This window comes from Lactobacillus sp. 23-2 (assembly GCF_044902225.1).
GTDB lineage: Bacteria > Bacillota > Bacilli > Lactobacillales > Lactobacillaceae > Lactobacillus > Lactobacillus absianus.
In genome coordinates, this window is sequence record NZ_JAOQBX010000002.1 from 97,399 (window position 1) to 123,092 (window position 25,694).

At 53.3% G+C, this 25,694-nt stretch carries 24 protein-coding genes and 1 riboswitch; of the genes, 12 read left to right on the plus strand and 12 right to left on the minus strand.

Translation table 11 applies throughout. The annotated features are described in order from the left end of the window. Window positions 1-2: 2 nt before the first annotated feature. From OCH80_RS01385 to OCH80_RS01395, 3 genes are all read left to right on the plus strand, one after another. The gene (locus tag OCH80_RS01385; RefSeq protein ID WP_404537295.1) at window positions 3-632 is read left to right on the plus strand and encodes a DNA-3-methyladenine glycosylase; all 630 of its coding nucleotides are present in this window, start codon (window positions 3-5) and stop codon (window positions 630-632) included. 397 nt (window positions 633-1,029) lie between these two features. Then, window positions 1,030-2,607 (plus strand): ABC transporter substrate-binding protein/permease, encoded by a 1,578-nt coding sequence (locus OCH80_RS01390; protein ID WP_404537297.1) that lies wholly within the window; start codon window positions 1,030-1,032, stop codon window positions 2,605-2,607. A 1-nt stretch (window position 2,608) separates the two neighbouring features. Further along, window positions 2,609-3,370 (plus strand): ATP-binding cassette domain-containing protein, encoded by a 762-nt coding sequence (locus OCH80_RS01395; RefSeq protein WP_209007164.1) that lies wholly within the window; start codon window positions 2,609-2,611, stop codon window positions 3,368-3,370. 86 nt (window positions 3,371-3,456) lie between these two features. Here OCH80_RS01395 and OCH80_RS01400 read toward each other — a convergent pair whose 3' ends face one another. Continuing rightward, the gene (locus OCH80_RS01400; RefSeq protein ID WP_404537299.1) at window positions 3,457-6,279 is read right to left on the minus strand and encodes an EAL domain-containing protein; all 2,823 of its coding nucleotides are present in this window, start codon (window positions 6,277-6,279) and stop codon (window positions 3,457-3,459) included. Between the two features lie 208 nt (window positions 6,280-6,487). On the opposite strand from OCH80_RS01400, the gene OCH80_RS01405 reads away from it, so the two are divergent. Next, window positions 6,488-6,967: an S-ribosylhomocysteine lyase gene (locus OCH80_RS01405; protein WP_154548852.1), complete on the plus strand. Its 480-nt coding sequence runs from the start codon at window positions 6,488-6,490 to the stop codon at window positions 6,965-6,967. Between the two features lie 280 nt (window positions 6,968-7,247). Then, the gene (locus tag OCH80_RS01410) at window positions 7,248-7,418 is read left to right on the plus strand and encodes a hypothetical protein (RefSeq protein ID WP_206988032.1); all 171 of its coding nucleotides are present in this window, start codon (window positions 7,248-7,250) and stop codon (window positions 7,416-7,418) included. 55 nt (window positions 7,419-7,473) lie between these two features. Here the strand turns inward: OCH80_RS01410 and OCH80_RS01415 are convergent, their stop codons facing one another. From OCH80_RS01415 to OCH80_RS01440, 6 genes are all read right to left on the minus strand, one after another. Then, window positions 7,474-7,737 carry a hypothetical protein gene (locus OCH80_RS01415; protein ID WP_154548856.1) on the minus strand — a complete coding sequence of 88 codons (264 nt, stop codon included), beginning with the start codon at window positions 7,735-7,737 and terminating at the stop codon, window positions 7,474-7,476. Window positions 7,738-7,901: 164 nt separating this feature from the next. Beyond that, entirely contained in the window at window positions 7,902-9,506 is a 1,605-nt protein-coding gene (locus tag OCH80_RS01420; RefSeq protein ID WP_404537302.1) for a LysM peptidoglycan-binding domain-containing protein, read from the minus strand. 337 nt (window positions 9,507-9,843) lie between these two features. Next, complete coding sequence (locus tag OCH80_RS01425) at window positions 9,844-10,959, minus strand: LysM peptidoglycan-binding domain-containing protein (RefSeq protein ID WP_404537304.1); 1,116 nt, start codon at window positions 10,957-10,959, stop codon at window positions 9,844-9,846. A gap of 249 nt (window positions 10,960-11,208) precedes the next feature. Beyond that, entirely contained in the window at window positions 11,209-12,126 is a 918-nt protein-coding gene (locus OCH80_RS01430) for an HNH endonuclease (protein ID WP_404537306.1), read from the minus strand. Between the two features lie 89 nt (window positions 12,127-12,215). Further along, window positions 12,216-12,350, minus strand: a complete 135-nt coding sequence (locus OCH80_RS01435; RefSeq protein WP_154548864.1) for a hypothetical protein — start codon at window positions 12,348-12,350, stop codon at window positions 12,216-12,218. Window positions 12,351-12,396: 46 nt separating this feature from the next. After that, window positions 12,397-12,768: a hypothetical protein gene (locus OCH80_RS01440; RefSeq protein WP_404537308.1), complete on the minus strand. Its 372-nt coding sequence runs from the start codon at window positions 12,766-12,768 to the stop codon at window positions 12,397-12,399. Between the two features lie 512 nt (window positions 12,769-13,280). On the opposite strand from OCH80_RS01440, the gene OCH80_RS01445 reads away from it, so the two are divergent. The 3 genes from OCH80_RS01445 (at window position 13,281) to htpX (ending at window position 16,064) form a co-directional block, all read left to right on the plus strand. Next, window positions 13,281-14,426, plus strand: a complete 1,146-nt coding sequence (locus tag OCH80_RS01445) for an SLC13 family permease (protein ID WP_404537310.1) — start codon at window positions 13,281-13,283, stop codon at window positions 14,424-14,426. Between the two features lie 144 nt (window positions 14,427-14,570). Continuing rightward, a complete protein-coding gene (locus OCH80_RS01450) occupies window positions 14,571-15,128 on the plus strand; it encodes a LemA family protein (protein WP_154548870.1) in 558 nt (185 codons plus the stop codon). Window positions 15,129-15,161: 33 nt separating this feature from the next. Further along, window positions 15,162-16,064 (plus strand): zinc metalloprotease HtpX, encoded by a 903-nt coding sequence (gene htpX / locus OCH80_RS01455; protein WP_404537312.1) that lies wholly within the window; start codon window positions 15,162-15,164, stop codon window positions 16,062-16,064. 189 nt (window positions 16,065-16,253) lie between these two features. Here htpX and OCH80_RS01460 read toward each other — a convergent pair whose 3' ends face one another. Next, window positions 16,254-17,204 (minus strand): helix-turn-helix domain-containing protein, encoded by a 951-nt coding sequence (locus OCH80_RS01460; RefSeq protein WP_404537314.1) that lies wholly within the window; start codon window positions 17,202-17,204, stop codon window positions 16,254-16,256. A 64-nt stretch (window positions 17,205-17,268) separates the two neighbouring features. After that, on the minus strand, window positions 17,269-18,747 hold the full coding sequence (locus OCH80_RS01465; protein ID WP_404537316.1) for an MFS transporter: 1,479 nt from the start codon (window positions 18,745-18,747) through the stop codon (window positions 17,269-17,271). Window positions 18,748-18,911: 164 nt separating this feature from the next. Beyond that, window positions 18,912-18,999: riboswitch (TPP riboswitch) on the plus strand. Here OCH80_RS01465 and OCH80_RS01470 point away from each other — a divergent pair. The 3 genes from OCH80_RS01470 (at window position 18,987) to OCH80_RS01480 (ending at window position 21,562) form a co-directional block, all read left to right on the plus strand. Next, window positions 18,987-20,393, plus strand: a complete 1,407-nt coding sequence (locus tag OCH80_RS01470; RefSeq protein ID WP_404537318.1) for an ATP-binding cassette domain-containing protein — start codon at window positions 18,987-18,989, stop codon at window positions 20,391-20,393. (Overlaps the previous riboswitch by 13 nt.) A gap of 9 nt (window positions 20,394-20,402) precedes the next feature. Continuing rightward, window positions 20,403-21,056 carry a CbiQ family ECF transporter T component gene (locus tag OCH80_RS01475; RefSeq protein ID WP_206988046.1) on the plus strand — a complete coding sequence of 218 codons (654 nt, stop codon included), beginning with the start codon at window positions 20,403-20,405 and terminating at the stop codon, window positions 21,054-21,056. 137 nt (window positions 21,057-21,193) lie between these two features. Continuing rightward, a complete protein-coding gene (locus OCH80_RS01480) occupies window positions 21,194-21,562 on the plus strand; it encodes a pyridoxamine 5'-phosphate oxidase family protein (protein WP_154548881.1) in 369 nt (122 codons plus the stop codon). A gap of 86 nt (window positions 21,563-21,648) precedes the next feature. On the opposite strand, the gene OCH80_RS01485 is transcribed toward OCH80_RS01480, so the two are convergent. Further along, a complete protein-coding gene (locus tag OCH80_RS01485; RefSeq protein WP_404537321.1) occupies window positions 21,649-22,074 on the minus strand; it encodes a hypothetical protein in 426 nt (141 codons plus the stop codon). A gap of 17 nt (window positions 22,075-22,091) precedes the next feature. Then, window positions 22,092-23,090 carry a serine hydrolase gene (locus OCH80_RS01490; protein ID WP_404537323.1) on the minus strand — a complete coding sequence of 333 codons (999 nt, stop codon included), beginning with the start codon at window positions 23,088-23,090 and terminating at the stop codon, window positions 22,092-22,094. Between the two features lie 127 nt (window positions 23,091-23,217). Between OCH80_RS01490 and OCH80_RS01495 the strand changes: the two genes are divergently transcribed. Next, complete coding sequence (locus tag OCH80_RS01495; RefSeq protein ID WP_404537324.1) at window positions 23,218-24,615, plus strand: FHA domain-containing protein; 1,398 nt, start codon at window positions 23,218-23,220, stop codon at window positions 24,613-24,615. A 157-nt stretch (window positions 24,616-24,772) separates the two neighbouring features. Here the strand turns inward: OCH80_RS01495 and OCH80_RS01500 are convergent. Next, a partial coding sequence (locus tag OCH80_RS01500) for a zinc-ribbon domain-containing protein (RefSeq protein WP_404537326.1) occupies window positions 24,773-25,694 on the minus strand: 922 nt, incomplete at its 5' end.

Consider the following 25,694-nt stretch of genomic DNA (forward strand, 5'->3'; position numbering starts at 1 on the left):
ACATGAACTACCAAGACTATTTTTCCAGCATGCCCACGGCGAACCTGGCCAAAGACCTGCTCGGCCGCCCTTTCAGCTACTTTGACGGACAAGAGCGCCTGGGCGGCTATATTGTGGAAGCTGAAGCCTACCTGGGCAAGCAAGACCGGGCGGCCCACTCTTATGCCGGCCGCCGCAGCCAGGCCAACGAAGGCCTTTATGGACCGCCAGGCACCATCTATATCTACTCCCAGCGCCAGTACTTCTTCTTTGACGTGGCTGCCCAAGCCAAAGATGAGCCCCAGGGCATCTTGATCCGGGCAATCGAGCCAGCCTTTGGCCTGGAGCGGATGATCCAGAACCGAGGCAAGGACGGCGTCCTCCTGACCAATGGCCCGGCTAAGCTGATGCTGGCCTTGGGGGTCAATTCCCGGGCCTGGGACTGCCAGCCCTTGAGCCAGTCGCCCTTTGCCATTGACCTGGACCCGCGTAAGCGCAAGGCCGCCAAGCAACTCATTGCCGCGCCCCGGATCGGGATCAACCAGTCGGACCCCTTCTGGGCTAGCCAGCCCCTGCGCTTTTTCGTCGCCGGCAATCCTTACGTTTCCGACATGAAAAAGCGCGACTATGATCCAAACCGCGGCTGGCTGTGAAGAATATGGCTTTCTGTTATCCACTTATCACTTTTTGTCAAAGTAAGCGTTATCTTGGCTTGACAGATTATTAAAAATATGTTAGCCTTTTCTTAGTTAGAAATTATTATCCAATACAATAGAGGTTGCGATTGTTCACGAACACGGGCTGAATCCACGAATCGATGCAGAAGCCTGGCAGTAAGGGATATCGCCGAAACCAACGGCTTGGTCGTGCAAGACGCTGGTTGGGCTGCGGGAGAAGATCCCGTAGACTGTCCTGGCCCTGCCAGGGAGTGCTATGATTTTTGGTATTAAATACTGAATTTTACCACCCTCATTGTTCAAGCAGTGAGGGTGTTTTGCTTTCGCTTTTATTGTATTTCATATCTGTGTATATTATGGAGGTTTTATACAGATGAAGTTAAAGAGAAGCTGGATCAGCGCGGTCCTGGCCTTGGTCCTGACCCTGGCCACGGGCATCGCCCTTTCACGGCCAGCCAAGGCCGACAGCGACACGCTGAAGATCGGTATGGAAGCCAACTATGCTCCATACAACTGGACCCAAACGACCAAGGCCAACGGCGCCGTTAAGATCGACGGGACCAGCTCATATGCCAACGGCTACGACGTCAAGATCGCCAAGATCATCGGCAAGAAGCTGGGCAAGAAGGTCATCGTGGAAAAGACCCAATGGGACGGGCTTTTGCCAGCCCTGACCAGTGGCAAGATCGACCTGATCATCGCCGGGATGAGCCCAACGGCAGAACGCCGCAAGGCCATCAACTTTACCAGCCCTTACCGGACGACCAACTTCGTGGTCATCATGAACAAGAACAGCAAGTACGCTGACGCCAAGTACCTGACTGACTTCAAGGGGGCCAAGCTGACCGCCCAGCAAGGGACCTTGCACTATGACCTGATCAAGCAGCTGCCAGGCGCCAAGCGCGAGCCAGCTTCCAAGGACTTCTCCGCCATGCGCGAATCTCTGGAAGCCGGGACCATCGACGGCTACGTGGCTGAAGACACGGAACTGACTTCCTTCAAGATGGTCGACCCCAACATCATCGGGGTCAACCTGTCCAAGATGAAGGGGCTGAAGGTTTCCGTCAGCGACGCTGAAGTTTCCATCGGGGTCAAGAAGGGCAACGACAAGCTTTTGAATGACGTCAACAAGATTCTGGCCAGCATCCCTGAAAGCAAGCGCCAGGCCTTGATGAAGGACGCCGTGCACCAGCAGCCGCAGACCAACACCAAGAAGGAAAACTGGCTGGTTTCCATGATCAAGAACTACGGGAACATGATCCTCGAAGGGATTGGCATGACCCTGCTGATCTCCCTGGTCGGCACCATCGTCGGCTTCTTCATCGGTCTTTTGGTCGGGATCGTCCGGACCATTCCAGAACCGAAGAAGAAATTCAAGCGCGGCCTGCTGGCCTTCTGCAAGTGGCTGCTGTCAGTCTACGTTGAAGTCTTCCGGGGCACGCCAATGATGGTACAGGCCGCGGTTATCTACTACGGGGTAGCCCAATTCTGGCACTTGAACATGAACAGAACCTTCGCGGCCTTGGTCATCGTCTCCATCAACACTGGGGCCTACCTGGCCGAAGTCATCCGCGGGGGGATCATCTCTACCCCAGAAGGCCAGTTCGAAGCCGCCAGTGCCTTGGGGATGACCCACAACCAGAGAATGTGGCACATCATCCTGCCGCAAGCGATCAGAAACTGCCTGCCATCAATCACCAACGAGTTCATCGTCAACATCAAGGATACTTCCGTCCTGAGCATCATCTCAGTTTCAGAACTGTTCTTTGTTGGGTCAACCATCGCCAGTCAAAGCTTCCAATTCTTCCAGACTTACCTGGTCATCTCAGCAATCTACCTGTTCCTGACCTTTACGATCACCCGCATCTTCAACCTGATCGAAAAGCACATCGAAGGTCCGGAAAACTACAACATGATGGCAAACCAAGTGCAAGTAGGAGGAGACAAGTAACATGGCTGACTACGAAAACAATGAAATTATCTTGAGCGTCCAGCACTTAAAGAAGAGCTACGGCCAGCATGAAGTCCTGCGCGACATTTCTTTTGACGTCCACAAGGGCGAAGTCATGACCATCATCGGCCCTTCCGGCGGCGGCAAGTCCACCATGCTGCGCTGCATCAACCTGCTGGAAGATCCAACCGGCGGGAAGATCCTCTTCCACAAGGACAACATCCTGGACGAAGACTACAACATTCCAAAGTACCGCTCCAAGGTTGGCATGGTCTTCCAGCAGTTCGAGCTGTTCAACAATAAGAACGTCCTGCAAAACTGCATGGTCGGCCAGGAGCTGGTCTTGAAGCGGTCCAAGGAGGAAGCCCGGAAGATCGCCATGGAGAACCTGAAGCGCGTCGGCATGGACCCTTACATTGACGCTAAGCCAAGACAACTGTCTGGTGGCCAGCAGCAGCGGGTTGCCATTGCCCGGGCCGTCTCCATGAACCCGGAGATCCTGCTCTTCGACGAACCGACTTCAGCCCTTGACCCGGAAATGGTCGGGGAAGTCCTGGACACGATGAAGAAGCTGGCTAAGACTGGCTTGACCATGATCGTGGTCACCCACGAAATGGCCTTTGCCAAGGAAGTCTCTGACCAAGTCATCTTCATGAGCGACGGCCTGGTTACCGAAAAGGGGACGCCAGATCAGATCTTCAACCATCCGCAAAACGACAAGACCCAGAAGTTCCTGGCCAACTTCCGTGGTCCGCAAATCTAAGGCATGCAAAAAGCGTCTTGGAAAAACTTTAACGAATAAAAAGGCTTCTAGAAGTGAAAAAACTTCTAGAAGCCTTTTTTATCTGCTTAAAGCTTTTCGAAGGTGTAGACATAGGCCTGTTTCTGCTTCAGCTGGTCGGTGGCCAAATAGCGGATCTCCAAGAGGTAGCTGATCCCATTAAAGACGTAAACCTGGGACGCTTCAGCCCCATTGGCCGCTTTGCTTTCATCCATCAGCTTCAGCATGACTGACTGAAAGAGGCGGTCGCTCCCAGCTTCCTGGCTCCACTGGTCAGGGTGGTAGCCACTGTCCACCAGCACCTGTTGGTAGCTGTGGTTCATGAAGACAAAGTCCAGCTCATCGCCCTCCCGCTCGATCAAGCCGATCGGCAGCTTGATGCCTGGGTCCTGCTTTTGGCCACTGTCAATCATCGGATCAAACAGAACATTGACGTGGCTCAAACAGTCATAGTAGTCATTTTCAGCCGGGTCTTCCACATCGGTTTGGGCATAGTGGATCAGCTGGCTTTCAAACTCTTCCTGGGGAACTGGCTTTGACAAAAGGTAGCCCTGCAGCCGCTCGCAGCCAATCTCCCGGAGGAAGTCGGCCTGCTCTTGGGTCTCCACCCCTTCACAAACCGTGTGCATCCCCATCTTTTTGGCCATATCAACGATCATGGACAGAATGGTCTTGATATGCGGCCGGACGTCAAAGCTGCGCAAGAAGACCATGTCGATCTTCAGCAAGTCAAAATTGTATTCATCCAGGTTGTTGAAGTTGGAGTAGCCAGAACCGAAGTCGTCCATCCAGACCTCATAGCCGGCCTCATGGAACTTGCCGATAGCCCGCTTCAGCTCCTTCGGGTTGGTGGCAATCGTGGATTCCAGGATCTCGATCTTCAGCATCTTGGCCTCCAAGCCATAGTGCCGGCGCAATTGGTCCACTTCGGCAAAAATGTCGCAGACCTGGAAGTCGACCCGGGACAGGTTGACGGAAATCGGCACCACCGTTTGCCCCTCCTTGAGGCGTCTGGCCAGCATCTCGCAGACCTGGCGGATGATCTCCAGGTCCAGCTTGTGGACCAGGTGGGCGGCTTCCAGAGTCTCCACGAAGAAGAAGGGGGTCAAGACCCCGTACTTCGGGTCATCCCAGCGGGCCAAGGCTTCAGCTGAGCAGACGGCACCCGTCAGGCTGCGGACGTCAATCTGGTAGTAAGGCCGGATCCAGCCTGAGTCCAAGGCTTCTTGGAAGTGCTCCAGGACATAGGCCTGGCGCTCGAAGCTTTTGCTGACTTCCTGGTCATAGACCTGGTAGACGACGCTGCGGTCGTCCTTGATATAGCGCATGGCCAGCTTGGCCTTGTCGACCGCGATGGCCACTGAGTCCTGGTCACTTTCGCAGTAGTAGATCCCGGCCCGCAGGCCAACGGCCTCCTTATGGTTGATTTCAGCGGCTGCTTCGGTCAACAGCCGCTCCACGTCAGGATCAGCCGTCACGATCACAAAATTGTCTTCCGCGAAGCGGACCAGGATCCCCTTGGCAAAGCGCTTGTGCAATTCCTGGGCGATCCGCTTCAAGAGCGCGTCCCCCTGCTCATAGCCATAATGGTTGTTATAGGCCTGCATCCCCCGGATGTTGACCAAGACCACGGCCGGCTTATCGTAGATATGGTCTCTGACGTAGTTGCCGGCAAAGCTGTTGAAGTAATTGGCGTTAGGCAATCCAGTCACCTTATCGACGAAGAAGTTGTCTTCCTGGCTGCCCTTCTTGAACTCACGCTTTTGCTCATAGATCTGCGATTCCGCGATCCGCAGCTGCATCTTCAAGTCTCCGTCAGCCGTGTTCGCCCGAACGAAGCCAACCACGACCTGCGGAATGGTGGCCAGTTTTTCCGCCAGGGCCGACTGCTTGATCGCGCTTTTCAGATTGTCAATAGTCAGGGCAACCGCGTTCTCATCTGCCAAGCGCAGGACAGCTAAAAATTCATCCCCGCCATAGTGGCAGCTAGCCCCAAGAGCCGACTCCTCCAGAGCTTCGACTTTTTCGCCGACCAGGTAGACCGCCCGGTCGCCTTCCTCCCGGCCATAGATGTCATTGATGGACTTCAAGCCGTCCATGTCGATCAAAAGGATGTAGTATTCGCCCGTCTCACCTTTTTTCTGAATATCTTCCAAGAAGCTCTTGAAGCGCTCGCGCCCCTTCAAATTGCTGAGGCTGCTCAAGGACAAGGTGTCGACGAAAACGCCAAACTGGTAAAGGTAGAGGAAGATCAAGCAAAGCGTTGCCGCGAAGGCATAGAAGGGAATCTCGCCAAAGAAAATGTCGAGAGCGCCAAAAAAGACCATGACCAGCGGATAGGTCCCTGTGACCAAGTAGAAGTTCCTGACCGTCTTGGTTGGGCTCTGACTGGCCCCGTGAACGGCCAAGGCAACCGTCGCCAAGGCATAAAGGGCTGGCACGCCAACCAACAGGCAGTCCAACAGGCTGGTCAGCTTCATGTTCACCGACATAAACAAGGTTGGACTGGCAATGGAGACGAGGACCTCAACGACAGCGGCTAAAATTGCCGGCAGGCAGACCAGCCAGCGCTTCTTCTTCGTGTCCGACATAGTCAGCTGCCCGCAACTGTCGATATAAAAGAAAACCGCCACGCTGACGACGTCCAGCATCAAGGCCTTGTAAAGGTTTAGCAGGATCATCAGCGGCCCCGCGACCGGCACGTAATGCCAAGGAATTACGGTGCTCAGCCCATCGCCAAGCAAATACATCCCTTGGGTAATAAAGACCCGGGAGAGCCATTTTTCGCGTTTTCCATAGTTGGTGACCGCCTTCAGCGATGCATTCAGGCCAAACATGATGATGGCACAGAAGAATTCACTGATCGCGTATACTACCGTCGCTTTGATCATAAAAATTACCTATTCCTTAAAAATACCTAGGATAATTGTACTCTATTTTAAGCAAGCTTAATAACAATTATCTTATATTTCAAAGAAAGCGACGCCCTTTTGACAAGGCGGTGCAAAACATTATACTAAAGGTGACAAGAGCCAGTCCCTGAACTTTTCGGGGACTTTTCAAAGGCAAAAGAAACACAAAATAAGGAGACTACACATTATGGCTAAAGTTGAAAGCTTTGAATTGGATCATACTAAGGTTAAGGCACCTTACGTCCGCTTGATTACCGTTGAGGAAGGTCCTAAGGGCGACAAGATCTCCAACTTCGATCTGCGTCTGGTGCAACCAAACAAGAACGCCATCCCAACCGGCGGCCTGCACACCATTGAGCACCTCTTGGCCAGCCTGCTGCGCGACCGCATGGATGGGGTCATTGACTGCTCCCCATTTGGCTGCCGGACTGGCTTCCACTTGATTATGTGGGGCGAGCACTCAACGACCGAAGTTGCCCGGGCTCTGCGCGACTCGCTTAAAGAGATCCGCGACGACATCACCTGGGACGACGTGCCAGGCACGACTATCAAGACCTGCGGCAACTACCGCGACCACTCCCTCTTCACTGCCAAGGAATGGTGCCGGGACATTTTGGCTGAAGGCATCAGCGATGACCCATTCGAACGCCACGTGGTTGCAGACTAACAGAAAACAGTTTTAAAGCGCATAAAAGATCCCGGATTTTCCGGGATCTTTTCATGACCGTTACGATTCTTTTACAAGTGCCGAAAAGGCCCATTTTGCCCTTGATTTTTATTATAATCGGACTAAAGTAGACTCAGAAATGAAAAAGTCAGCGTCGAGTGTTGTAAAAGAAAAAATGAGAATCAGAGATCTAGGTCCAAAAACGATTAGTAAGAATCTTTTGTCATTTATTATGTGGGGAGTTATTTTAACGGCCATTCTTTGCTTCGTGCAGCGAAGCATGAACCGGCCAAATGACTGGCTCAACTTTATTCCAGTCTATATTTCCGGCTGTGGCACGGCAGAAGCGGTCGTGTGCGACTTGCGGAATTCATCCAAGCTGATCATGGCCGCGGCGGCCACGATCGTTGGCATCATTTTGGCGGTTGTTTTTGCTACTTTGGCCGCTTAATTCAGATATAACGTTAAAAGCCCTGGGCAACGATGCCCAGGGCTTTTAACGTGTCCTATTCAGCGACGAAGACCACGTCCATTTTTTCCAATTCAGCATTGATATCTGGCTTGTTCAGGTAGTTGAGCAGGTCCTTGGCCCCATCAGAGAGCTCTTGGTTCATTCTCAAAGCAGTCAAGGCAAAAGCGAGCCCGTGCAAGACCTTGAACTTGTTTTCCCCGCGGTTGATGGCACTAACCGCGTCGATCACCAGCGCTTTTTCCTCGCTGTCAGTCAGATTGTACTTTTCCAAAAGGTTTAACTTTGCTTTTTCTTCCATAGCTTTGCCATAGCCTCCTTAAATTTCTGACTCCAATTATAGCCCTATTTGCCAAAAAAGCACAAAGTGGCCCCTCCTGGGACTTGGCTGCGGCGTTTTATTGCCAAAAAAACTCATCTAAGTTAGGTGAGTCTTTTTAGGCGTTCTACATTTAATGATGCTTTTTACAGGACGCGAACGGCAAAGCTTGGAGTGTATGAGCTGACGCTGCCGACCATGACGCTTTGGCCTGGGGCTGGCGCCATGACGTATTGACCGCCACCAAGGGCGATGGCTACGTGGTAAGCTGAGCCGTATGAACCCCAGAAGTAGAGGTCACCCGCTTGAGCGTCAGCCATGTTGATCTTGGTGCCAGCGTATTGCTGGGTGTAGGTCGTCCGGCCAAGGTTGACGCCAAAGTGGCTGTAAACATATTGCACAAAGCCTGAGCAGTCAAAGCCTGCTGGAGTAGTACCGCCCCAAACATATGGCACGCCAAGGTAGTTCATCGCGTATGAAGTGATGCTGCCGGCAGTAGCGGAAGCAGTGGTGCTTGCAGCGGCCTTTGGAGTGGCCGTCTTCTTGGCCGTCTTCTTAACCGCGGACTGCACGCTCGTGGTCTTGCTGCTTTGGCTGGCAGTGCTGGTTGGCGCTTGGCTTACGGCTGCTTGACTGCTTGCATTAGTTGTAGCGCTGGTCGTGTTGGATGCAGTTGACGTATTTGCCCCGTTAGCGTTCGTTGACACACTAGTCGTGTTGGCTGCAGTTGACGTGCTTGCAGCGTTTGAGTTAGTTGCAGTGCTGGTCGTGTTTGCCGTGTTTGAGCTAGTTGCAGTGTTAGCAGCGTTTGCACTGTAATCAGTCGTAGTGTTGGCATTAGTTGACTTGCTTGCAGTGTTTGAGCTAGTTGCAGTACTGGTCGTATTGGCTGCAGTTGAAGTATTTGCAGCGTTAGCAGCGCTTGCACTGTAATCAGTCGTTGCATTAGCGTTGGCTGACGTATCAGCAGTATTTGCGCTGTAGTCAGTCGTTGCACTAGTGTTAGCTGACGTGTCAGCAGTATTTGCGCTGTAGTCAGTCGTTGCACTAGTGTTAGCTGACGTATCAGCAGTGTTTGCACTGTAGTCAGTCGTAGCGTTGGCGCTAGTTGAGGCATCAGTCTTAGTGCTGTCCGTACTTTCAGCATTCTTCTTTGCACTGGTATCAGTGTCTGCACTAGCCTTTGCCTTTGGTTCAGCCTTCTTGGCTGGCGCTGGCTTAGCTGACTTTTCAGGTTGCTTTGTCGTCACTGACGCGGTAGTCGTGCTTGATACGGCGCCGTAGCCGGCATTATCGTTAGCGGCCTTGCTGCTGTTGCTGCTGATCGTCGCGCCGCCAACCCCGTAGGTGTTCAGGTTGGCATGCAGGATCAGGGTCTGGCCAATATAGATGGTGTCGCTGGTCAGGTTGTTGAGCTTCTTCAAAGCGCTGACCGTAGTGCCATACTTCTTAGCAAGTGACCATAAGGTATCGCCCTTAACTACTCGGTGGGTCTTGGCGGTAGCCAGCGCGGCTTCTGCCTTGGTTGGCACCTTCAAGGTGTCGCCAACGTAGATGGTGTCACTAGACAGCTTGTTGTACTTCTTCAAGGCATCAATCGTCACATTGTACTTCTTTGACAGGCCCCACAGGGTGTCGTTAAGCACGATCTTGTGATCCATTGCCGCATTCGCGTTCGCGCTGGTTGCAAAAAGGGCTCCAGAGGCAGAAATCGTTGCCAGAGTAGCCATAAACAGACTTTTCTTCTTCATTTAACGCAATTTCTCCTTAAACTCTTAATTAATTGTTATACTTTCTCACATCCTAAAGTATAACTTTGAGATGTTACAAATGGGTATTGCTAATGTTACAAAATGAAAAGTAGCCTAGAACCCAACAGTTGAACCTATTTTACTACATTTTTTAATGGCGTGTGTTACAAAATTTACAAGTCAATTGCAAATCGATAACTTTTTGTTTACTTTTCAAAAAAGTTCCTGCCTGCCGCGGGAGATCCAGCCACATTTTTTCACAAACGCCAAAAAGGACCCATCTGGGTCCTTTTGGTCTTGCCGCGTGCTGGAAAGAAAAAATATTAGAGTCTCAAAATTAAAGAACACGAACGGCAAAGCTTGGCGCGTAGTAGCTTACGCTGCCTACGGATACGTTTTGACCTGGGGCAGGTGCCTGAATGTACTGACCATTGCCAAGGGCAATCGCCACGTGGTAGGCTGAGCCGTATGAGCCCCAGAAATAAAGGTCACCTGGCTGGGCTTGGGATACGCTGATCTTGGTGCCGGCGTTTTCTTGGGCATAAGTCGTGCGGCCCAAGCTGATGCCAAAGTGGCTGTATACGTACTGCACAAGGCCTGAGCAGTCAAAGCCGGCTGGCGTGCTGCCGCCCCAGACGTAAGGCACGCCGATGAAGCTCATCGCGTACGAAGCGATTGCGCTTGCACTGGCGCTGGTTGAGGCAGAACTTGCAGAGCCGCTTGGCGCTTGACTGACGACTGCCTGGCTGGCAGCGCTAGCTGAGCTGCTGCCGCTGGTACTGCTGGTGGTTGAATTAGTTGTTGCGGAAGCCGCTGGCTTGTTGGAGTCGTTATTCGTTCGCGCGGCTTGACTTGTACCAGCGGCAGTCGTTTGACTGCTCGTCGCATTAGAGTCGGTAGTCTTGCTTGTATTGTTGTCATTGCCAGCAGCATTAGTCGGACTGGTCGAATTGTTGGCAGTGCTGCTTGACGCGCCCGAAGCGCTGTTAGCCGCAGCAGAAGTGCTGGTGCTTGACGCGTTTGCGGTATCCGCGCTAGCAGTGACAGTATTTGCGGCAGAAGCATAAAGACGCAGCTTTTGACCAACGTCGATCGCGTCGCTGGTCAAGTTATTGGCCTTCTTCAAGCTGGCAACGGTGACGCCGTACTTCTTGGCGATTGACCACAACGTGTCGCCCTTGACCACCTTGTGGGTAGTGGCCGTGGCCAACTTGGCTTCCGCCTTGCTTGGAACCTTCAGGGTCTGGCCCGCGATGATCAGGTCGCTGGACAGCTTGTTGACCTTCTTCAAGGCCTTCACTGACACGCCATATTTTTGTGATAATGACCACAAAGTGTCATTTTGCGCGATTTCATGCGTCGTCGCGGCCATTGCCGTGGATGATGCCGCAAAAAGCGCGCCGCTGGCACTCAAAGTCGCCATGGTCGTCATTAACAGATTTCTTTTCTTCATGTAGATCGCTTATCTCCTTAAACTATTTTTTATCGTGGTTTGCCTGTGAGCATTTACAAGTATAACTTTAGGATGTTACAAACCGGTATACTTAAGGTTACAATTATAAAAACAGCGCTCAGGCTAGTCCTGGCGCTGTTTTTCACATGCTTTGCGTTTTCACTTTGTTACATTCGGTTACAAAGCATTCTTTCATTGTTACATAATTTACAAGTCAATAGCAAAGAGATAACTTTTTGTTTACCATTTTTAAATGATGTCTGTTTTTTTGCTAGCAATGGCCAGCTTCCAGCCGTTGGCAAAGTGTTCCTCCCTTGCCAGGCACAAGGCATCGTAGTCGGCTTCCAGGCTGTCGATGGCATCCTGCAGGCGCTTGTTGCTCTTGCGGATGGCATTGAGCTCAGGATCATTGACGACGCCCTTTAAGTGGACCTTGGCCGCCAGCATCCTCCGCCGCTGCTGGAATTCCTCTTTTAAGGGACCCAGGGCGTTTTCATACTTGACCAGCTGCTGGTTGATGGCGGGAATCTCGTCGTTGAGCTTGACAAAAAGGTCATAAGGCATGTTTGACTTGATCCGGTTGCATTCCTGGCAGGACAGGATCAAGTTGTCCAGGCGGTTGTTCTGGGACAGGGACACGGGATCCTTGTGGTCCACGCTCCTCCCCCGGCGGCCGCAGTACTGGCAGCGGTACTTGTACTTGGCGCGGATCCGCTCGCGGTCGATATAGTCGACCTCATTGAGCTGGAAGTTGACCTTGAGCCCCATTTTTTCCAAATTCATGGCAAAAGTCAGGCCCGGGTCGGGCACGAAGCCGCTCACGCCCGTTTCACAGGCCACCAGCGCCCGGTTGACCTCTTCCCGGCTGATCTGCTGCTGAACCAGCGAATTGCCGTCAAAGTCCTGCAAAAAGCCCTCATAGCGCTTGCGCAGCTTGGCTGACCCCAGCAGAAAATTTTGTTCGTCCACTTCCTGCCCAGTCCCCACGTAAGTAAAGAGCAGGTTGGCGGCAAAGACCTTGACCACCGGATTGCCATAGTCTTCCGCGGCCAGCCCCCGCTGGCGGCAGATGTCACAGATGCTGGTCAGCTTTGGGTTCATCAGGCCCTTTTGCTTAAAGTGCAGGGAATCGACCCTGAGCCCGCAGGCACTGCATTGAAATTTCATAAATATACCTCCCGCGCGTGCAAAAGTCAGCACAAACAGAAAAAGACCAAGGCAGAGCCCTGGTCTTTTATCATCTGAGTCAAAAACAATTACTTGTTTTCGTCCTTAGCAGCTTGGTTCAAGTATGAAACAACAGCAGCTGCGTGAGCAACGCGCTTCTTAGCGTTAGAAGCGTTGCGTGGACGACGGTGTGGGTTGATGCCCGTGTGGATATTTCTTGACATGTCTCTTCATCCTTTCATCGATTTTCGAAAATCAGTAGTTATTATACTACTCTTTCTTGCTCTTGTGCAAGTCTTCATCCAACTTACTATAGCGGAAGACAAAGGCCACTGCAACCGCGTATAAGAGGTAAAGGCAGCCAGCGATCCACAGCTGGGGCACCTTGTTCCAGAAAAAGACGGCCACTACTGCCTGGGCAAAAGGAAAAGCCCAGAAGTATTTGGCGGAAATCCTGGTCAGGGGCAGAACCGCCAGCAGCAGGGATAAAATGCCCAGGCCGATCATCAGCTTGATCGCGGTAATGTAGCGGGCGCTGTTGGCGTCCAAAGCCCGGTAGGCCTGGCTGCCCATAAACGCGGCCAGCAGCAGGCCCAGCAGCAGGTTGGCAATTTTGATGACTTTGCTCAGTGTTTGCTTCATTTTGACAAAATTCTCTCTTTAATATTTGGACTTGGCGCGGCGCTTTGGGCCGCATGTCAAATTATAGCCTTTTTCCAGCTCATTGGCTTTATTAATAATTCTTAACAAAGCTCCCACTCAATGTAAGCGCTATTTCTTTTCAGAAAGTGGTCCACGCTTTGGAACCAATTTTTGGTCGTTGGTAAAAGTCGGTCACTTTTGTTCAGTTAAAAAAGGTAGCAATTGCCCATTTTTGCTGATCGGCGTAAAAAGGCTATATACCGGCATTCACAGCTGTTTTTATTAGTTATTCATTTGCGAATGTTCGGATTTTTATTGGGACTTTTTGCCTTTTGCGATTCGTCAAACTCTTTTCAATAACATCTGTTCGTTAATTTTGAACTATTGAGAATTTTAGAAAAATAGCACACAATAGAAATATTGAAAGTAAAGTAATAGTTTCAGTTTCGTTAATTTTGCGTTAAGCATCAAAGCCAATGCTTTTAGCAAGTTCTAGAAATTAGGAGTTTAATATGGACGCTGCCAAAAAAGACAATTCAACAAACTTCTTAGCCTTTTTCAAGAAGATGTTCGGGGACCGCATCTTGCAGATCACCATCATCATCACCATCATCAGCCTCTTCTTCGCGCGGCCTAGAAGCGGCGACATGAACTGGCACACGATCGAGTCCGTGGCCACGATGCTGATCTTGATCCAAATCTACAGCTACCTGCACGTTTTGGACATCATTGCCTACAAGCTGACGGCGATTGCTGACTCCACCCGCAAGCTGAACCTCCTGTTCACCCTGCTGGCCATCCTGTCCGGTATGTTCCTGGGCAACGACATTACCTGCCTGACCCTGATTCCGCTCTACTTGAACATTGCCAAGAAGTACAAGCTGCCGCAGATCCTTCCAACCACCTTGATCGGGATGGGAGCCAACATCGGGGCGGCCTTCACGCCATGGGGGAACCCGCACAACATCTTCGTGGTCTCCAACTACCACCTGATGCCAGCCACCTTCTTCAAGTGGACCCTGCCTTACCTGATCGCGGCCATGGCCGTCTTCTTGTGCATCTTCTTCTTCGTTCCGAAGGATGCGGTGCCAACCCAAGAAGTCGTGGAAATTGAGATCTCCTGGCCAATGACTATCGTCACGACCGTGATCTTCCTCTTCTTCTTCGTCGGCGTCTTCAAGTTCGTGCCGATCTGGATGCCATTAGTCGCTTCCATCATCTGGGCCCTGATCTTAAACTGGAAGATCCTGGTCAATATCGACTACGCCTTGCTCTTGACTTTTACCCTGTTCTTCGTCTTCATCAGCGACATCCAGCAGATTCCGTTCGTTGTCACCCTGATTCACGGCTTCGTTGGGACTGAGATGAGCACCTACTGGACGGCGATCATCTCCAGCCAGTTCATGAGCAACGTTCCTTCAACCATCTTGATCGGGAAGTTCTCCAAGTACGCCGAAGCCCTGACTTTGGGCTCCAACATCGGCGGCTTCGGGTCACCAATCGGCTCCATGGCAAACATGCTGGTCATGCGGACCTTCTATGCCCACGCTTCCAAGGACCAGAAGCAGCAGTTCTTCCCTAAGTGGTTCACTTACCAAATGATTGGCCTGGTCATCCTGTCCGCGATCGGCTGGGTGATCGTCAAACTGGCCCTGTAAATCAGCAAAATTCCGGAAAACGTCCAAAGGCTTTTGGGCGTTTTCATTTTGCCAGAAATATGCCATAAGCTATAATTAAATGAAGAGCGCGTTTAATGAAACAAAAACGTGAAAATGCAATATGCAGATAAGGAGGCATGAACTATGACCCTTTGGATCGTGCTCCTGATCCTCGTCATCTTGATCGCGATTTTTTACATCTCTGCCTACAACGGCATGCAAAAAGCCAAGATCAACACCGAAGAGGCCTGGAGTCAAATCACCGTACAATTGAAGCGGCGCAATGACCTGATCCCCAACCTGGTGGAAACGGTCAAGGGCTACGCCAAGCACGAAAAGGAAACCCTGTCCGCTGTCGTTGCCCTGCGCAACCAGCTGGTGCAAGTGCCAGCCGATGACCACGAACAGGCCATGCAGCTGTCCAACCAGATCACTGACAGCCTGAAGAGCATTTTTGCCCTGGCTGAAAGCTACCCGGACCTGAAGGCCAACCAGAACTTCGGCCAGCTGCAGGAAGAACTGACCAACACGGAAAACAAGATCGCCTACTCCCGCCAGCTGTACAACTCCTGCGCGGCCAGCTACAACAAGCTGCTGGTGACCTTCCCGTCCAACATCGTGGCCAACATCCACCACTTCAGCAAGGTTGACTACCTGTCAATTCCTGAAGAAGAGACCAAGGCTCCGAAAGTTTCATTTTAAGCAATTCATTTGGCACAATATTAAGGAGGATCAATGCTTTACGAGCAAATTGCGCGCAATAAGCGCAAAACCTTCTTGGTCATGTTCCTCTTTGCCGTGATTTTTGCCCTGGTTGGAGCAGGCCTGGGGCAGCTGCTCTGGGACAAGCCCCTGCCGGGCATCCTGACCGCCCTGGTCGTGGCCTTGGTCTACAGTTTCCTGGTCTTCCAGGACCCAGTCAATGTCGTCATGTCCATGAACCATGGACAAGAATTGCGCGAGGAAGACAATCCCCAGCTCTTTCATATCGTTGAAGACATGGCCATGGTGGGCCAGATCCCCATGCCCAAGGTCTACCTGATCCCTGACCAAAGCCCCAATGCCTTCGCGACAGGCCTGTCGCCGGACAAGTCGGCCGTAGCCGTGACCCAGGGGCTTTTGGACATGATGGACCGCGAAGAACTGGAAGGCGTCCTGGGCCATGAAATCTCCCACATCCGCAACTACGACATCCGCTTGTCCATGGTTGCCCTGGTTCTGGTTTCAGCCATCAGCTTCATCTCCCAGTTTGCCCAGCGCTGGATCTGGTATGGCTTCGGCGGGGGAGACCGCGATGACGATGACCGCGACAGCGGCGACGCGCTCGGGGTGATCATCGGCGTGATCGGCGTCGTTTTCGTCCTGATCCTGGGCCCATTAGCCGCGGCCCTGGCCCAGATGGCCCTGTCCCGAAACCGGGAATACCTGGCCGACGCGGGTTCCGTGGAGCTGACCCGGAATCCCCAAGGACTGATCAGCGCCCTGACCAAGATCGAAAACAGCCAGCCCATGAAGGCGGCCAACTCCGCCAGCGCCTCGCTCTATATTGAAGACCCGATCCGCCGGCCCAGCCTGAGCCACTTATTTGACACCCACCCGCCAACCAGCGAGCGGATCAAACGGCTGCAAGAAATGTAAAACTCTAGCTAATAAAAAAGGCTTCTAGAAGTGAAAAAACTTCTAGAAGCCTTTTTATGTATCTCAAATCACAGCAGAGCGCTGCTGAAGCTCAAAGGTACCCAACTGAGTTGCTTTTTCGAAAACTGGTTCCCGAAAAATACTCAACTGAACCGTTTTTTCCCAGACTCTTTTTCGCGTCCAGCAGGCTTATTTCAAATTGATCTTTTGCTGCCGGAACAGCTCATCGCGCTTTTCATTGGGGGACACCCCATAGACTTCCTTGAACTTCTTGTAGAAGAAGGACTTGCCGTTGTAGCCCAGCTGGTGGATGATCTGCATGATCGACAGGTCCGTCCTGGCCAAAAGGACGCAGGCCTCATCCATCTTCCGCTCATTGACCAGGTCGATAAAGCTCTTGCCGGTACGCTTCTTGACCAGGTTGGAGAAGTAGTTGGCATTTAAGCCAAAAGCCTGGGCCGCCGTCTTCAGGCTGGTGTCCATGTAGTTGGCGTCAATATAGCGGTTGATCTCCCGGGCGCCCAAGTGGCCGGGCTCCTTTTTGGCAGCCCTAACCTGGCTGCCAAAGCGCTCTGAGCGCAGGCTCAAAGCCGCGGCCTTGGCCAGGTTGGCCTTGATCAAGGTCGCCGCGAAGACATCCCCGTCCAGATACTCATCCACCGCGTTTAGCAGGCATCTGGAGGCTGGCATCAGCGGAATGTTCCTGACCCACAAGAAGCCATCCTGCTTGAGCCGTTTGAGCCAGGCCGTGCAGACTTGGGCGTCTTTATCCGTCTTGGCGAATTCCTGCTCAAAAAGGGGTTGCAGGCCCAGGCTTGGCCGGAACTTGAACTTCAAGAGCAGGGCCCCGCGGCTGGGGTCCAAGAGCTCATAAGCTGCCCCCTTGTCCAAGAGGACAAAGTTGCCCGCGCCAAAGTCCAGCTCCTTTTTTTCAAGGCGCAAGGTCTCATGCCCTGCCGCCAAAAAGAGCAAAGTCACCACATCAGTCAAGTACCTGTGAATCCCCAGGTTGGTATTTTCCAAATAAATGGTGCAGAGGTCAAGATCGCTGCTCCCCGCGGGCAGGGTCAATTCATTATGATCGCGCCCCTGCTTGCGCAGCAGCGTCTGCAAGTATTCATCTAAAGCTACGGTTGCCAAGCCAGATCCCCCCTATCGTTTAAACTATTTATATTTTACAACAATTGGAACCTGTCAACGGGCTTTAGCGCTTTTGGCCCCGTTTTTCCTGCCTTCTGGCCCAAATCGCGATCAATAATGCCGCGGCAACAAGGATGAAGCCGGCCCAGAAAATCGCGTGAATCGCCCCATAGAGGATCTGCTCCATCTCCGGCAGCAGCTGGCGCGGCAGGCGGGCTCTGGTTTCAAAGTCGGACAGGTGGTTCAGCATCTTGATCGTGATCCGGCCGTGGCTTTGGGCCACGCCCTTGGCCAGGTGCTGGTTCAGGATCACGCCAAAAATTGAGGACGAGATGGCCATGGCCAGCATTCTGATCAGGTAGGAGAAAGAAGTCGCCACGGGCACGTCCTTGGGGTCAGCATCCTCTTGGACCTTGACCTGGAGCTGGTTGAACATGATCCCGTTGCCAACCCCCTGCAGCATCCCCGCCACCAGGATGGCCCAGTAAGGGAAAGAGCGCGGTGCCACGGCCATCAGCAGGTAGCCAAAGAAGATCACCCAAGTGGTGTAGAGGATCACCTGGTACTCGCTCCAGCGGTGGCGCAGGCGCTCAACGGACAAGGAGCCCAGCATGTCGGTAAAGGCTCCGGGAATCTGGGTCATCCCCCCGACTAGGGCGGTTGAGGCCATCAGCCCTTCCGCCCACATTGGCGCATAGACGCTGAAAGACGACATCGCGGCCCAGATCAAGACAAAGAGGGCAAAGTCAATCACCAAAGGCCGGTTCTTGAACAAGCGGCCCGGAATGATTGGGTCGTCCGCCCGGTGTTCCACCAGCAGCAGCATGCCCACGAAGATAAAGGCCGCCGCGAAGACCAGCAACGCCGTGGCCAGGTTGACCGCGCCCAAAAGCTGGGTTCCCAGCAGCAGGGCCACCACCCCTAAGGACAAGAAGACAGCCCCGCCCAGGTCGATCTTGCGGACGCTTTTTTCCTTATGTTCTTCCTTAAAGAAGAGCTGGACCAAAACGATGGAGATCAAGGCCACCGGAATATTGATGTAGAAGACCCAGCGCCAGGACAAAACGTCGACGATCCAGCCCCCGAACAAGGGCCCCAGAATGGTCGCGGTCGTGAAAAAGGCCGACACCATGCCCAAAACCTTCAAGCGCTTGTAAGGATTCGGATACAGGTCAGAATAGATGATATACGGCAAGGAGACCATCCCGCCGTTGCCGATCCCCGCGATCAGGCGGAAAAAGAGCAGAAACGGCATCGAATTGGCCAGCCCCTGCAGCAGCGCCCCCAAGAGAAACATGGCCGCGGACAGCTGGTAGGCCAGCTTGTTGCCGCGCCGCTCGCCCAATTTGGACCACAAGGGCGTGGACACCGCGGTGCCCAGCAAGAAGATGGCGACCAGCCAGCCCGTATATTCGATCCCGTGCAGGTCAGCAATGATGCGCGGCAGCGCCGTGTTGATGATCGTGTTGTCCAGCCCCGACATCACGTTGGACAGCATCAGGGCTGACGTGACGATCTGGACCCTTCGTTTTTGATTAGGCATTTTTCCTCCCAGACAGCAAGCAAAAGTACAAAAATTACAGCTTCAAAAGCTAATCATTATTAGCATACAACGAATTAGAAAATAATTAAATATAATACTTGTGCAGAAAAGCGCAAAATGGACACAAATTAAGGCTTTTTATATAATTAGGCCGTAAAGTAAGCGATTTAATCACGGGGTGCCTAACGGCTGAGATCAGACCCATTGAACCTGTTGGACAATGCCAGCGCAGGGAGCAGATGCCTTCTTTGGTCACCCCATTCATTGAGGTGACCTTTTTGAATGCCGAAATTTCCATCCAGCACTTAAGCTTTGAATATGACGAGCACAAGCCGCTCCTGGCCGACCTGTCCCTGACTTTCGCCCCTGGCGCCTTCTCCCTCTTGATCGGACCCACGGGCTGCGGGAAATCGACCTTATTGAAGATCATGGCCGGACTCTACCCCAAGTACGGGGGCAAGCTCACCCAAGGGCAGGTTGACCTGGGCGGGCTCAGCCAAGCCATGATGTTCCAGGATGCCGGCGAGCAGTTTACGATGGCCACTCCTAGAGAAGAGATCATCTTCAGCCTGGAAAACCTGGGCATGAAGCAAGAGCAATATGAGACGCGGCTCCAGCGGGCCACGGAATTTGCCCAGATCGGTCCGCTCTTGGACCAAAAGATCGCGACCATGTCTGGCGGCGAGCAGCAGCGGGTTGCTTTAGCCGTCTTAGTGGCCATGAACGTCGACCTGCTTCTGCTAGATGAGCCTTTTGCCAGCGTGGACCCCAAGGCCCGGACCTTCTTGGTGGAAAAGCTGGTCCAGCTGAAAGAGCAAGGCAAGACCATCATCCTGACCGACCACGTCTTTACGGACTACCTGGGCAAGGTCGACCAGCTCTACCGCTTCGCGGGGCAGACGGTCACCAGGCTTTCAGCCAAAGAAAGGGACGCGGTCTTGGCTGAAGACGCCAGGGTTCCTTTGACTTTTGCCTTGCCGCAAGCCAATGCCCCAGCGGCTTTCGTCTTAAGCGGCGTGCTGCTGAAGACCAGCCACCTGCTGCTAAAGCAAGACGAGCTTAAGCTCTACAAGGGCAAAGTCACCCTTTTGACGGGGGCCAATGGGGTTGGCAAGACCTCCCTCTTCCGGGCCTTAACCCAGCTTTTGCCCTACTCCGGCTCCATCTGCTGGGAAGGGCGGGAAGTGGCCAAGCAGCCGGCCCGGACCTACTTTTTGCATGTAGCCCAAGTCTTCCAGAAAGCCACTGACCAGTTCATCCAGATCACGGTCAAAGACGAGCTGGCCATCAGCAAGAAGCTGCGCAAGAACGACTACTTCAGCGATGAGCGGATCAAGCAGGCCTTAGCGGACCTGGACCTGGCCAGCCACTTGGACCAGGTCGTCTACTCTCTTTCCGGCGGCCAGAAGAAGAAGCTGCAGATTCTGCTGATGCTGATCTCCGGCCATGAAGTTCTGCTCATCGACGAGCCGCTCAGCGGCCTGGACCGTCAGTCCATCAAGCAGGTCGTCAAGCTCATGAAGGACAGCCAGGCCGCCATGGGACAAACTATTATCGTCATCAGCCACCAGTTCCACGGCTTGAGCGACTGGTGCGACTACCACCTGCGCCTGGACCAGCAGCGGCTCCAGTACGTCACGGATTAAGGAGGCATTATGAATCCAAGTCTTAAAGTCCTGCTGGCCCTGATCGTCTCTTTGGAGCTTTCATTCAAGGTCAGCCTCTATACCAACCTGCTCGTCATGGCCCTGTGCCTTTGCTGGCTTTTGGTCAAAAAAATGCGGCCCAAGGCCATCTTGACCATGCTCTTCTTCGCGACCCTGGCCGCCTTCACGGTCTTCTCCTCGGCCTACCTTTTTTCCGACCGCAAGCAGCTCTGGTACGCCTTGGACATCACCACCCGGGTCTACGTCTACACCTTGACCACGGCCTGCCTAACGGTCTCCACGACGGCTGAGGAAATGGCCCGCTCGCTTGAGCAGAACCTGCACCTGCCAAGCCACTTTGCCTACGGGACCCTCGCGGCCTTGAACATCATTCCCCGCATGGCCCAGGCCGTCAAGCAGATCCGCGTGGCCGGCCTCATGCGCGGGGTCAATCTGTCCTTCTGGTCGCCGGTCCTCTACTTCAAGGCCATCCTGGTTGCCCTGAACTCTGCCGACAACCTGGCCCAGGGGATGGAGGCCCATGGCTTCCGCGAAGGCGCCAAGCGGTCCGCGATCGTGAAGATCCCCCTGACCGGCAAGGACTGGGCGCTCTTTTTCGGCGGCTTGGCCCTGCTCAACGTCTGTGCCTTCCTGCTACCTTAACTTTTTCCAAAAAAATCTTAAAATCATGGTCAAAATTGACCTACATCAATTTTTTCCTGGCGAATTGCTATAAAATAGTAAGCAGATAAGAGATCAATCAAGAAAAAATAAACTGAATTTAAGAAGGAGACGTCATTATGAAGAAGTTAGACACTGCTGTTTTGACTGCTGAACAAGAAAAGTTCTTCAACGAAGCTTTGGCCTTCATCGCCACTGTTGACAAGGACGGCAACCCGCAAGTCGGCCCTAAGGGCTCATTGCGCGTAATCGACGACAAGCACCTGGCCTGGTCAGAAGTAACCTTCGCCCACGCCTTTGAAAACATCAAGGCTGGCAGCCGCGTGGCCGTAGTCGTTGCTGACGTGCCAAGCCACACCAACGTCCGGGCCGTAGGGACCGCGACGATCCACGAAGGCGACGACTTCGCCAAGAAGCTGGCCAAGGAAACCGGCAAGCCGGAAACCGCGGCTGCCGTAGTCGTTGAAATCGAAGAGCTGTTCGCTTAAGCTCAGCGGTTTAATCTTTACTTAAATTTCTATATTCCCACACAAAAAATCCATCCCTCGCGGGATGGATTTTTATTTGCTATTTTTCACCAAGCACCTTTAATAATGCCGACCGTGGCCGCGGCCAGGGCTAGGACGAACAAGGCAATTTCCGTCCACGTGGTCCAGGGCGCGGCGTTTTTCCAAGTAAAGGCATTAAAGGACAAATTGACCGCCAGCAAGCCGGCCTGGAAGATCCAGTACCAGAACAGGTCGTCTTGGCGGACCAGCAACAGGTAGGCGAGCAGATAGAGGCTGACGAGCAGGGCCGCGTACTTCAAGAAGCCGGCGTGGTCCGCGATCCACCCGCCCAGCCACTGGCCGATTGCCGCCACGAAGATGGCCGCGATAAAGGCGAGCCGCAGGCCGTTATGAGCCTTGGGCCCTTCTGAGACTAAGTTGAGGACCAGATCAAAAAGCGTAAAGCTGAGCAGCAGGTTGGTAACGAAACGGGCAACTTGTTTGACTGACATATTTTCTCCTATCGCTTCTATTCGGCCAGGTCATAGATCTTCTGGGCAACCGCCGCGATCTGGTCATTGGACCAGCCGTTGGTGAAGATGGCCAGGACAAAGGGCTTCTTGGCGTAGACATAGCCCACGTCGTTGTTGATAGCACCGTTGATCCCGATCTTATGGTCAACGCGGACCGGGAGGGTGCCGATTTTTTCCGACTTCCAGTCCGTGGCGCTCAAGTATTGGTTAACCGGACCGCTTTGCGAGTGGAGGTAGGCCATCACGCGCGCGGCTTGCAGGGTCGTCATGGTCTTGCTGTAGGAAGGGATGCCCGCGATTTTGTTCAAAAAGGCATTGAAGCTGGCTTGGTCTTTATTGCAAAGGTGGTAGAGCAGCTGGTTGCTGGCGGCATTGTCTGAATGGACCATCGCGTCTTCCAGCAGGGTCTGCACGCTGTACTGCTTGCCTTCGGGATTCTGGTTCTGCAGGACCCCGGTTCCGCCTTTAACCATGTGGTTGGGCGTATCGTCCGCTGCTGATGTGTAGGTCAGCTTGCTTGAATAGGACAGCTTCCCGCTTTGCACCAGGTATTGGGTGTAGGCCGCGACTGGCAATTTAGCGCAAGAGGCCGCGTACATTCCCGTATTTTCGTTGACTCCGACGGACTGGCGGCGGTTGTTTGAAAGGTCGATGAATTCCACGCTGACCGCGCTGTTACCCGCGTACCTGGTCAGGTAGGCGCGGATTTTCTTGATCACCGGCTCCATCTTCACCGACTTTGAGCTGGCAGCCGCCCCTTTGCCGCGCTGCCCGGACTGGCGGCTAGTCTTTTGGGGACTGGCCGGCTTTTGACTGGTTTGCTTTTGCCGGGCGGACTGGTGACTGGGCTGGCTTTTGGCCTTCTTTGACTGCTTGACTGAGCTCTTGACCGGGCTGGACGTGGCTGGGCGCGCTTTCTGGCTGCCGCAGCCAACCAGCAGCAGGGATGCGGCTAATAGACCGGTCCAGGCCAAGAGATGTTTTATATTTTTCAAGAATTCCCCTCCTAATTAAATAATTAACATAAATACTTTATCATGTTTTGCCACTAAAACTAAAGATAATCGGTTAAAATGAGTATAGTTGTAATTAGTGTCAACTACCGCAAGGAGGAAATCGCAAATGGATGAAACTGCAAATCTGGTAATCTTGGAGCAAAACGCTATCCGCGAGCAGTCCTTAACTGGCAAGACGGTCTGGTGGCTTGGCCGGCGGGTGCCTGGCCGCCAGGTGGACGTGGCCCTGTCTTCCCCATTAGCCAGCCGAACCCACGGTGAATTTCACCTGGAACAAGGCCAATGGTTCTACCAGGATCTGGGCAGCCTCAACGGAACTTTCCTAAACGGGGACAAGCTCCCCGTCAAAACAGACGCCTACCTGCAAAACGGCGACATTCTGCGCGTTGATACCGATGACTTAGAAGCTCCTGATGAAAACGGGATTCTGATCTTATTTGAAAGCCGGCCACAAGAAAGCCAGTGGCAGGAATATGACCTGACTGGCCTATCCACGACAATTGGCCGGGAAAAAACCTGCGATCTCGTGATCGATCGGCCTTATGTCGCTGACCAGCAGCTGACGATCTCCCAGGTCGGCAACAGTTTCTACGCGGCTGCCGCCAATTCCGCCGGCGGCACCAAGATCAACAACCACTACATTTCCGGTCAGGTCCCGCTGCATGAGAAGGACGTGATCACTTTCAGCAACTGCCGGCTAATCTTTACCAATGGGCGGATCTTCTATAGCCTGCCAGCCAAGCAGGAGGTCTTCACCGATAATTCCGCCGCCTATCTGGCGAACAAATTGCGACGGCTGCAGGTCAAGATCACTGACGGCTTGGATGAAAAAGTCCGCTTTGCCGCCGAAGCCGGCGCGCTAGTCGGCCTTCTTGGCCCGTCCATTGCCAAATTGGAGCTAATCAAGGCCTTAGCCGGGCAAAACGCCAGCGCCAAGGGGGAGATTCGCTGCCAGGGAGTTGACTGCCTGCAAGATCCAAGCAAGGCAACAGACCAGCTGGCTTTCATCAGCAGCTATTCCTTGGACGAAAGTGAAGCAAACATGCCGCTCGGCTACTATTTAAGCGAGACGGCCAAGCAGGTTCTGCCTGAGGCCGACAGGCGCCAGCAGGCCGAGCAGACCGAGCAGATCTTGCGGCTGCTCGACTTGGAGTCAAGCAAGGAAAAAAGGCTGAACGCCTGCAGCGAAAGTGAAAAGCGGCTGGCGCTCTTGGGCAAGGACCTGCTCAAGGGCAAGCTGGTTCTCATCTTGGATGAGCCAGACGCCGGCTTGAGTCCGCGGGACCGGAACTTCATGTTCACAGCCCTGCGAAAGCTGGCCCACAACGGAAATAAGACGGTCGTGGCTTCAATCAGCCAAATTCAGGATATTGACTGCTTTGACAAGGTCGTGGTGCTTAAGGAAAAGGCCTACGACGAGTGGGCCGCGGTCGGGACACCGGAGATCATCGCTGACCGGGCTGGAATCAGAACCAGCAGCTTTGACCACCTGCTTAGCTTTTGAGCGCTAAATTTTGAATAAGTACACCCAAAGAAGCTGGCACTGCCAGCTTCTTTTTCTTGGGAATCTTAGGAGAACTGTTGTAAAAAACGCAAGCACGAAAAAAGCGTTGGGCGACTGCTCTATCGAGCAATCATCCAACGCGATCATGCTTGTCAAACTAATTCAGCTTGCTGCCGCAGTATGGGCAAAAGGCATCCTCATCATTAACCTGCTTGCCGCAGCTAGGACAGCTGCGATCCTGTTTAGGCGAGATTTTTGCCTCGGCATCCACGATCTTGGTGCCGCAATTCGTGCAGAACAGGTCACCCGCTTCAAGCGCCTCCCCGCAGTTCGGGCAGACCGTTGGCGCGGCTGCAGCTGACGGCGCGAATGGAAGTGGCGTAGATTCAACTGGTGCTGCCGGATTTTGATTTTCTATGGAAATCGGCTCAGAATCTTCGGCGTAAAACGGAGAGTGTTCTTCATCGGCTGCCGCTGGCTTATCGAAGTCCTCAACAGCCGCGACCGTCTCAAAGGCCGACGTTGGCACTGGGGATGCTTCCGGTTCATCCGGCTGGGACAAATCTGGTTTCGGAACTGCTTCAGGCGTTGCAGCATCTGCCTCCGCGGCTGCTGGAGCTTCAGATTCCGCGACCAGCGCTGGAGATGACGACTCGCTCGTTGACTCGCTTGGAGCTGTTGACGCGGCTGCTGGAGCGGATTCCGGCAGCTTTTGGCCACAATTCATGCAGAACAGGTCGCCGGCTTTGATTGGTGCACCGCACGCCGGGCAAACCGGGGCTTCTGGAGCTTCAGATTCCGCGACCGGTGCTGGAGATGACGACTCACTCGTTGACTCGCTTGTAGCTGTTGACGCGGCCGGTGCTAGAGCGGATTCCGGCAGCTTTTGGCCACAGTTCATGCAGAACAAATCGCCGGCTTTGATTGGAGCGCCGCACGCTGGACAAACTGGGGCTTCTGCTTCTGCTGCTTCAGATTCAGCGACCGGCGCTGGGGATGACGATTCACTCGTTGACTCACTTGGAGCTGTTGACGCGGCCGGTGCTAGAGCGGATTCCGGCAGCTTTTGGCCACAGTTC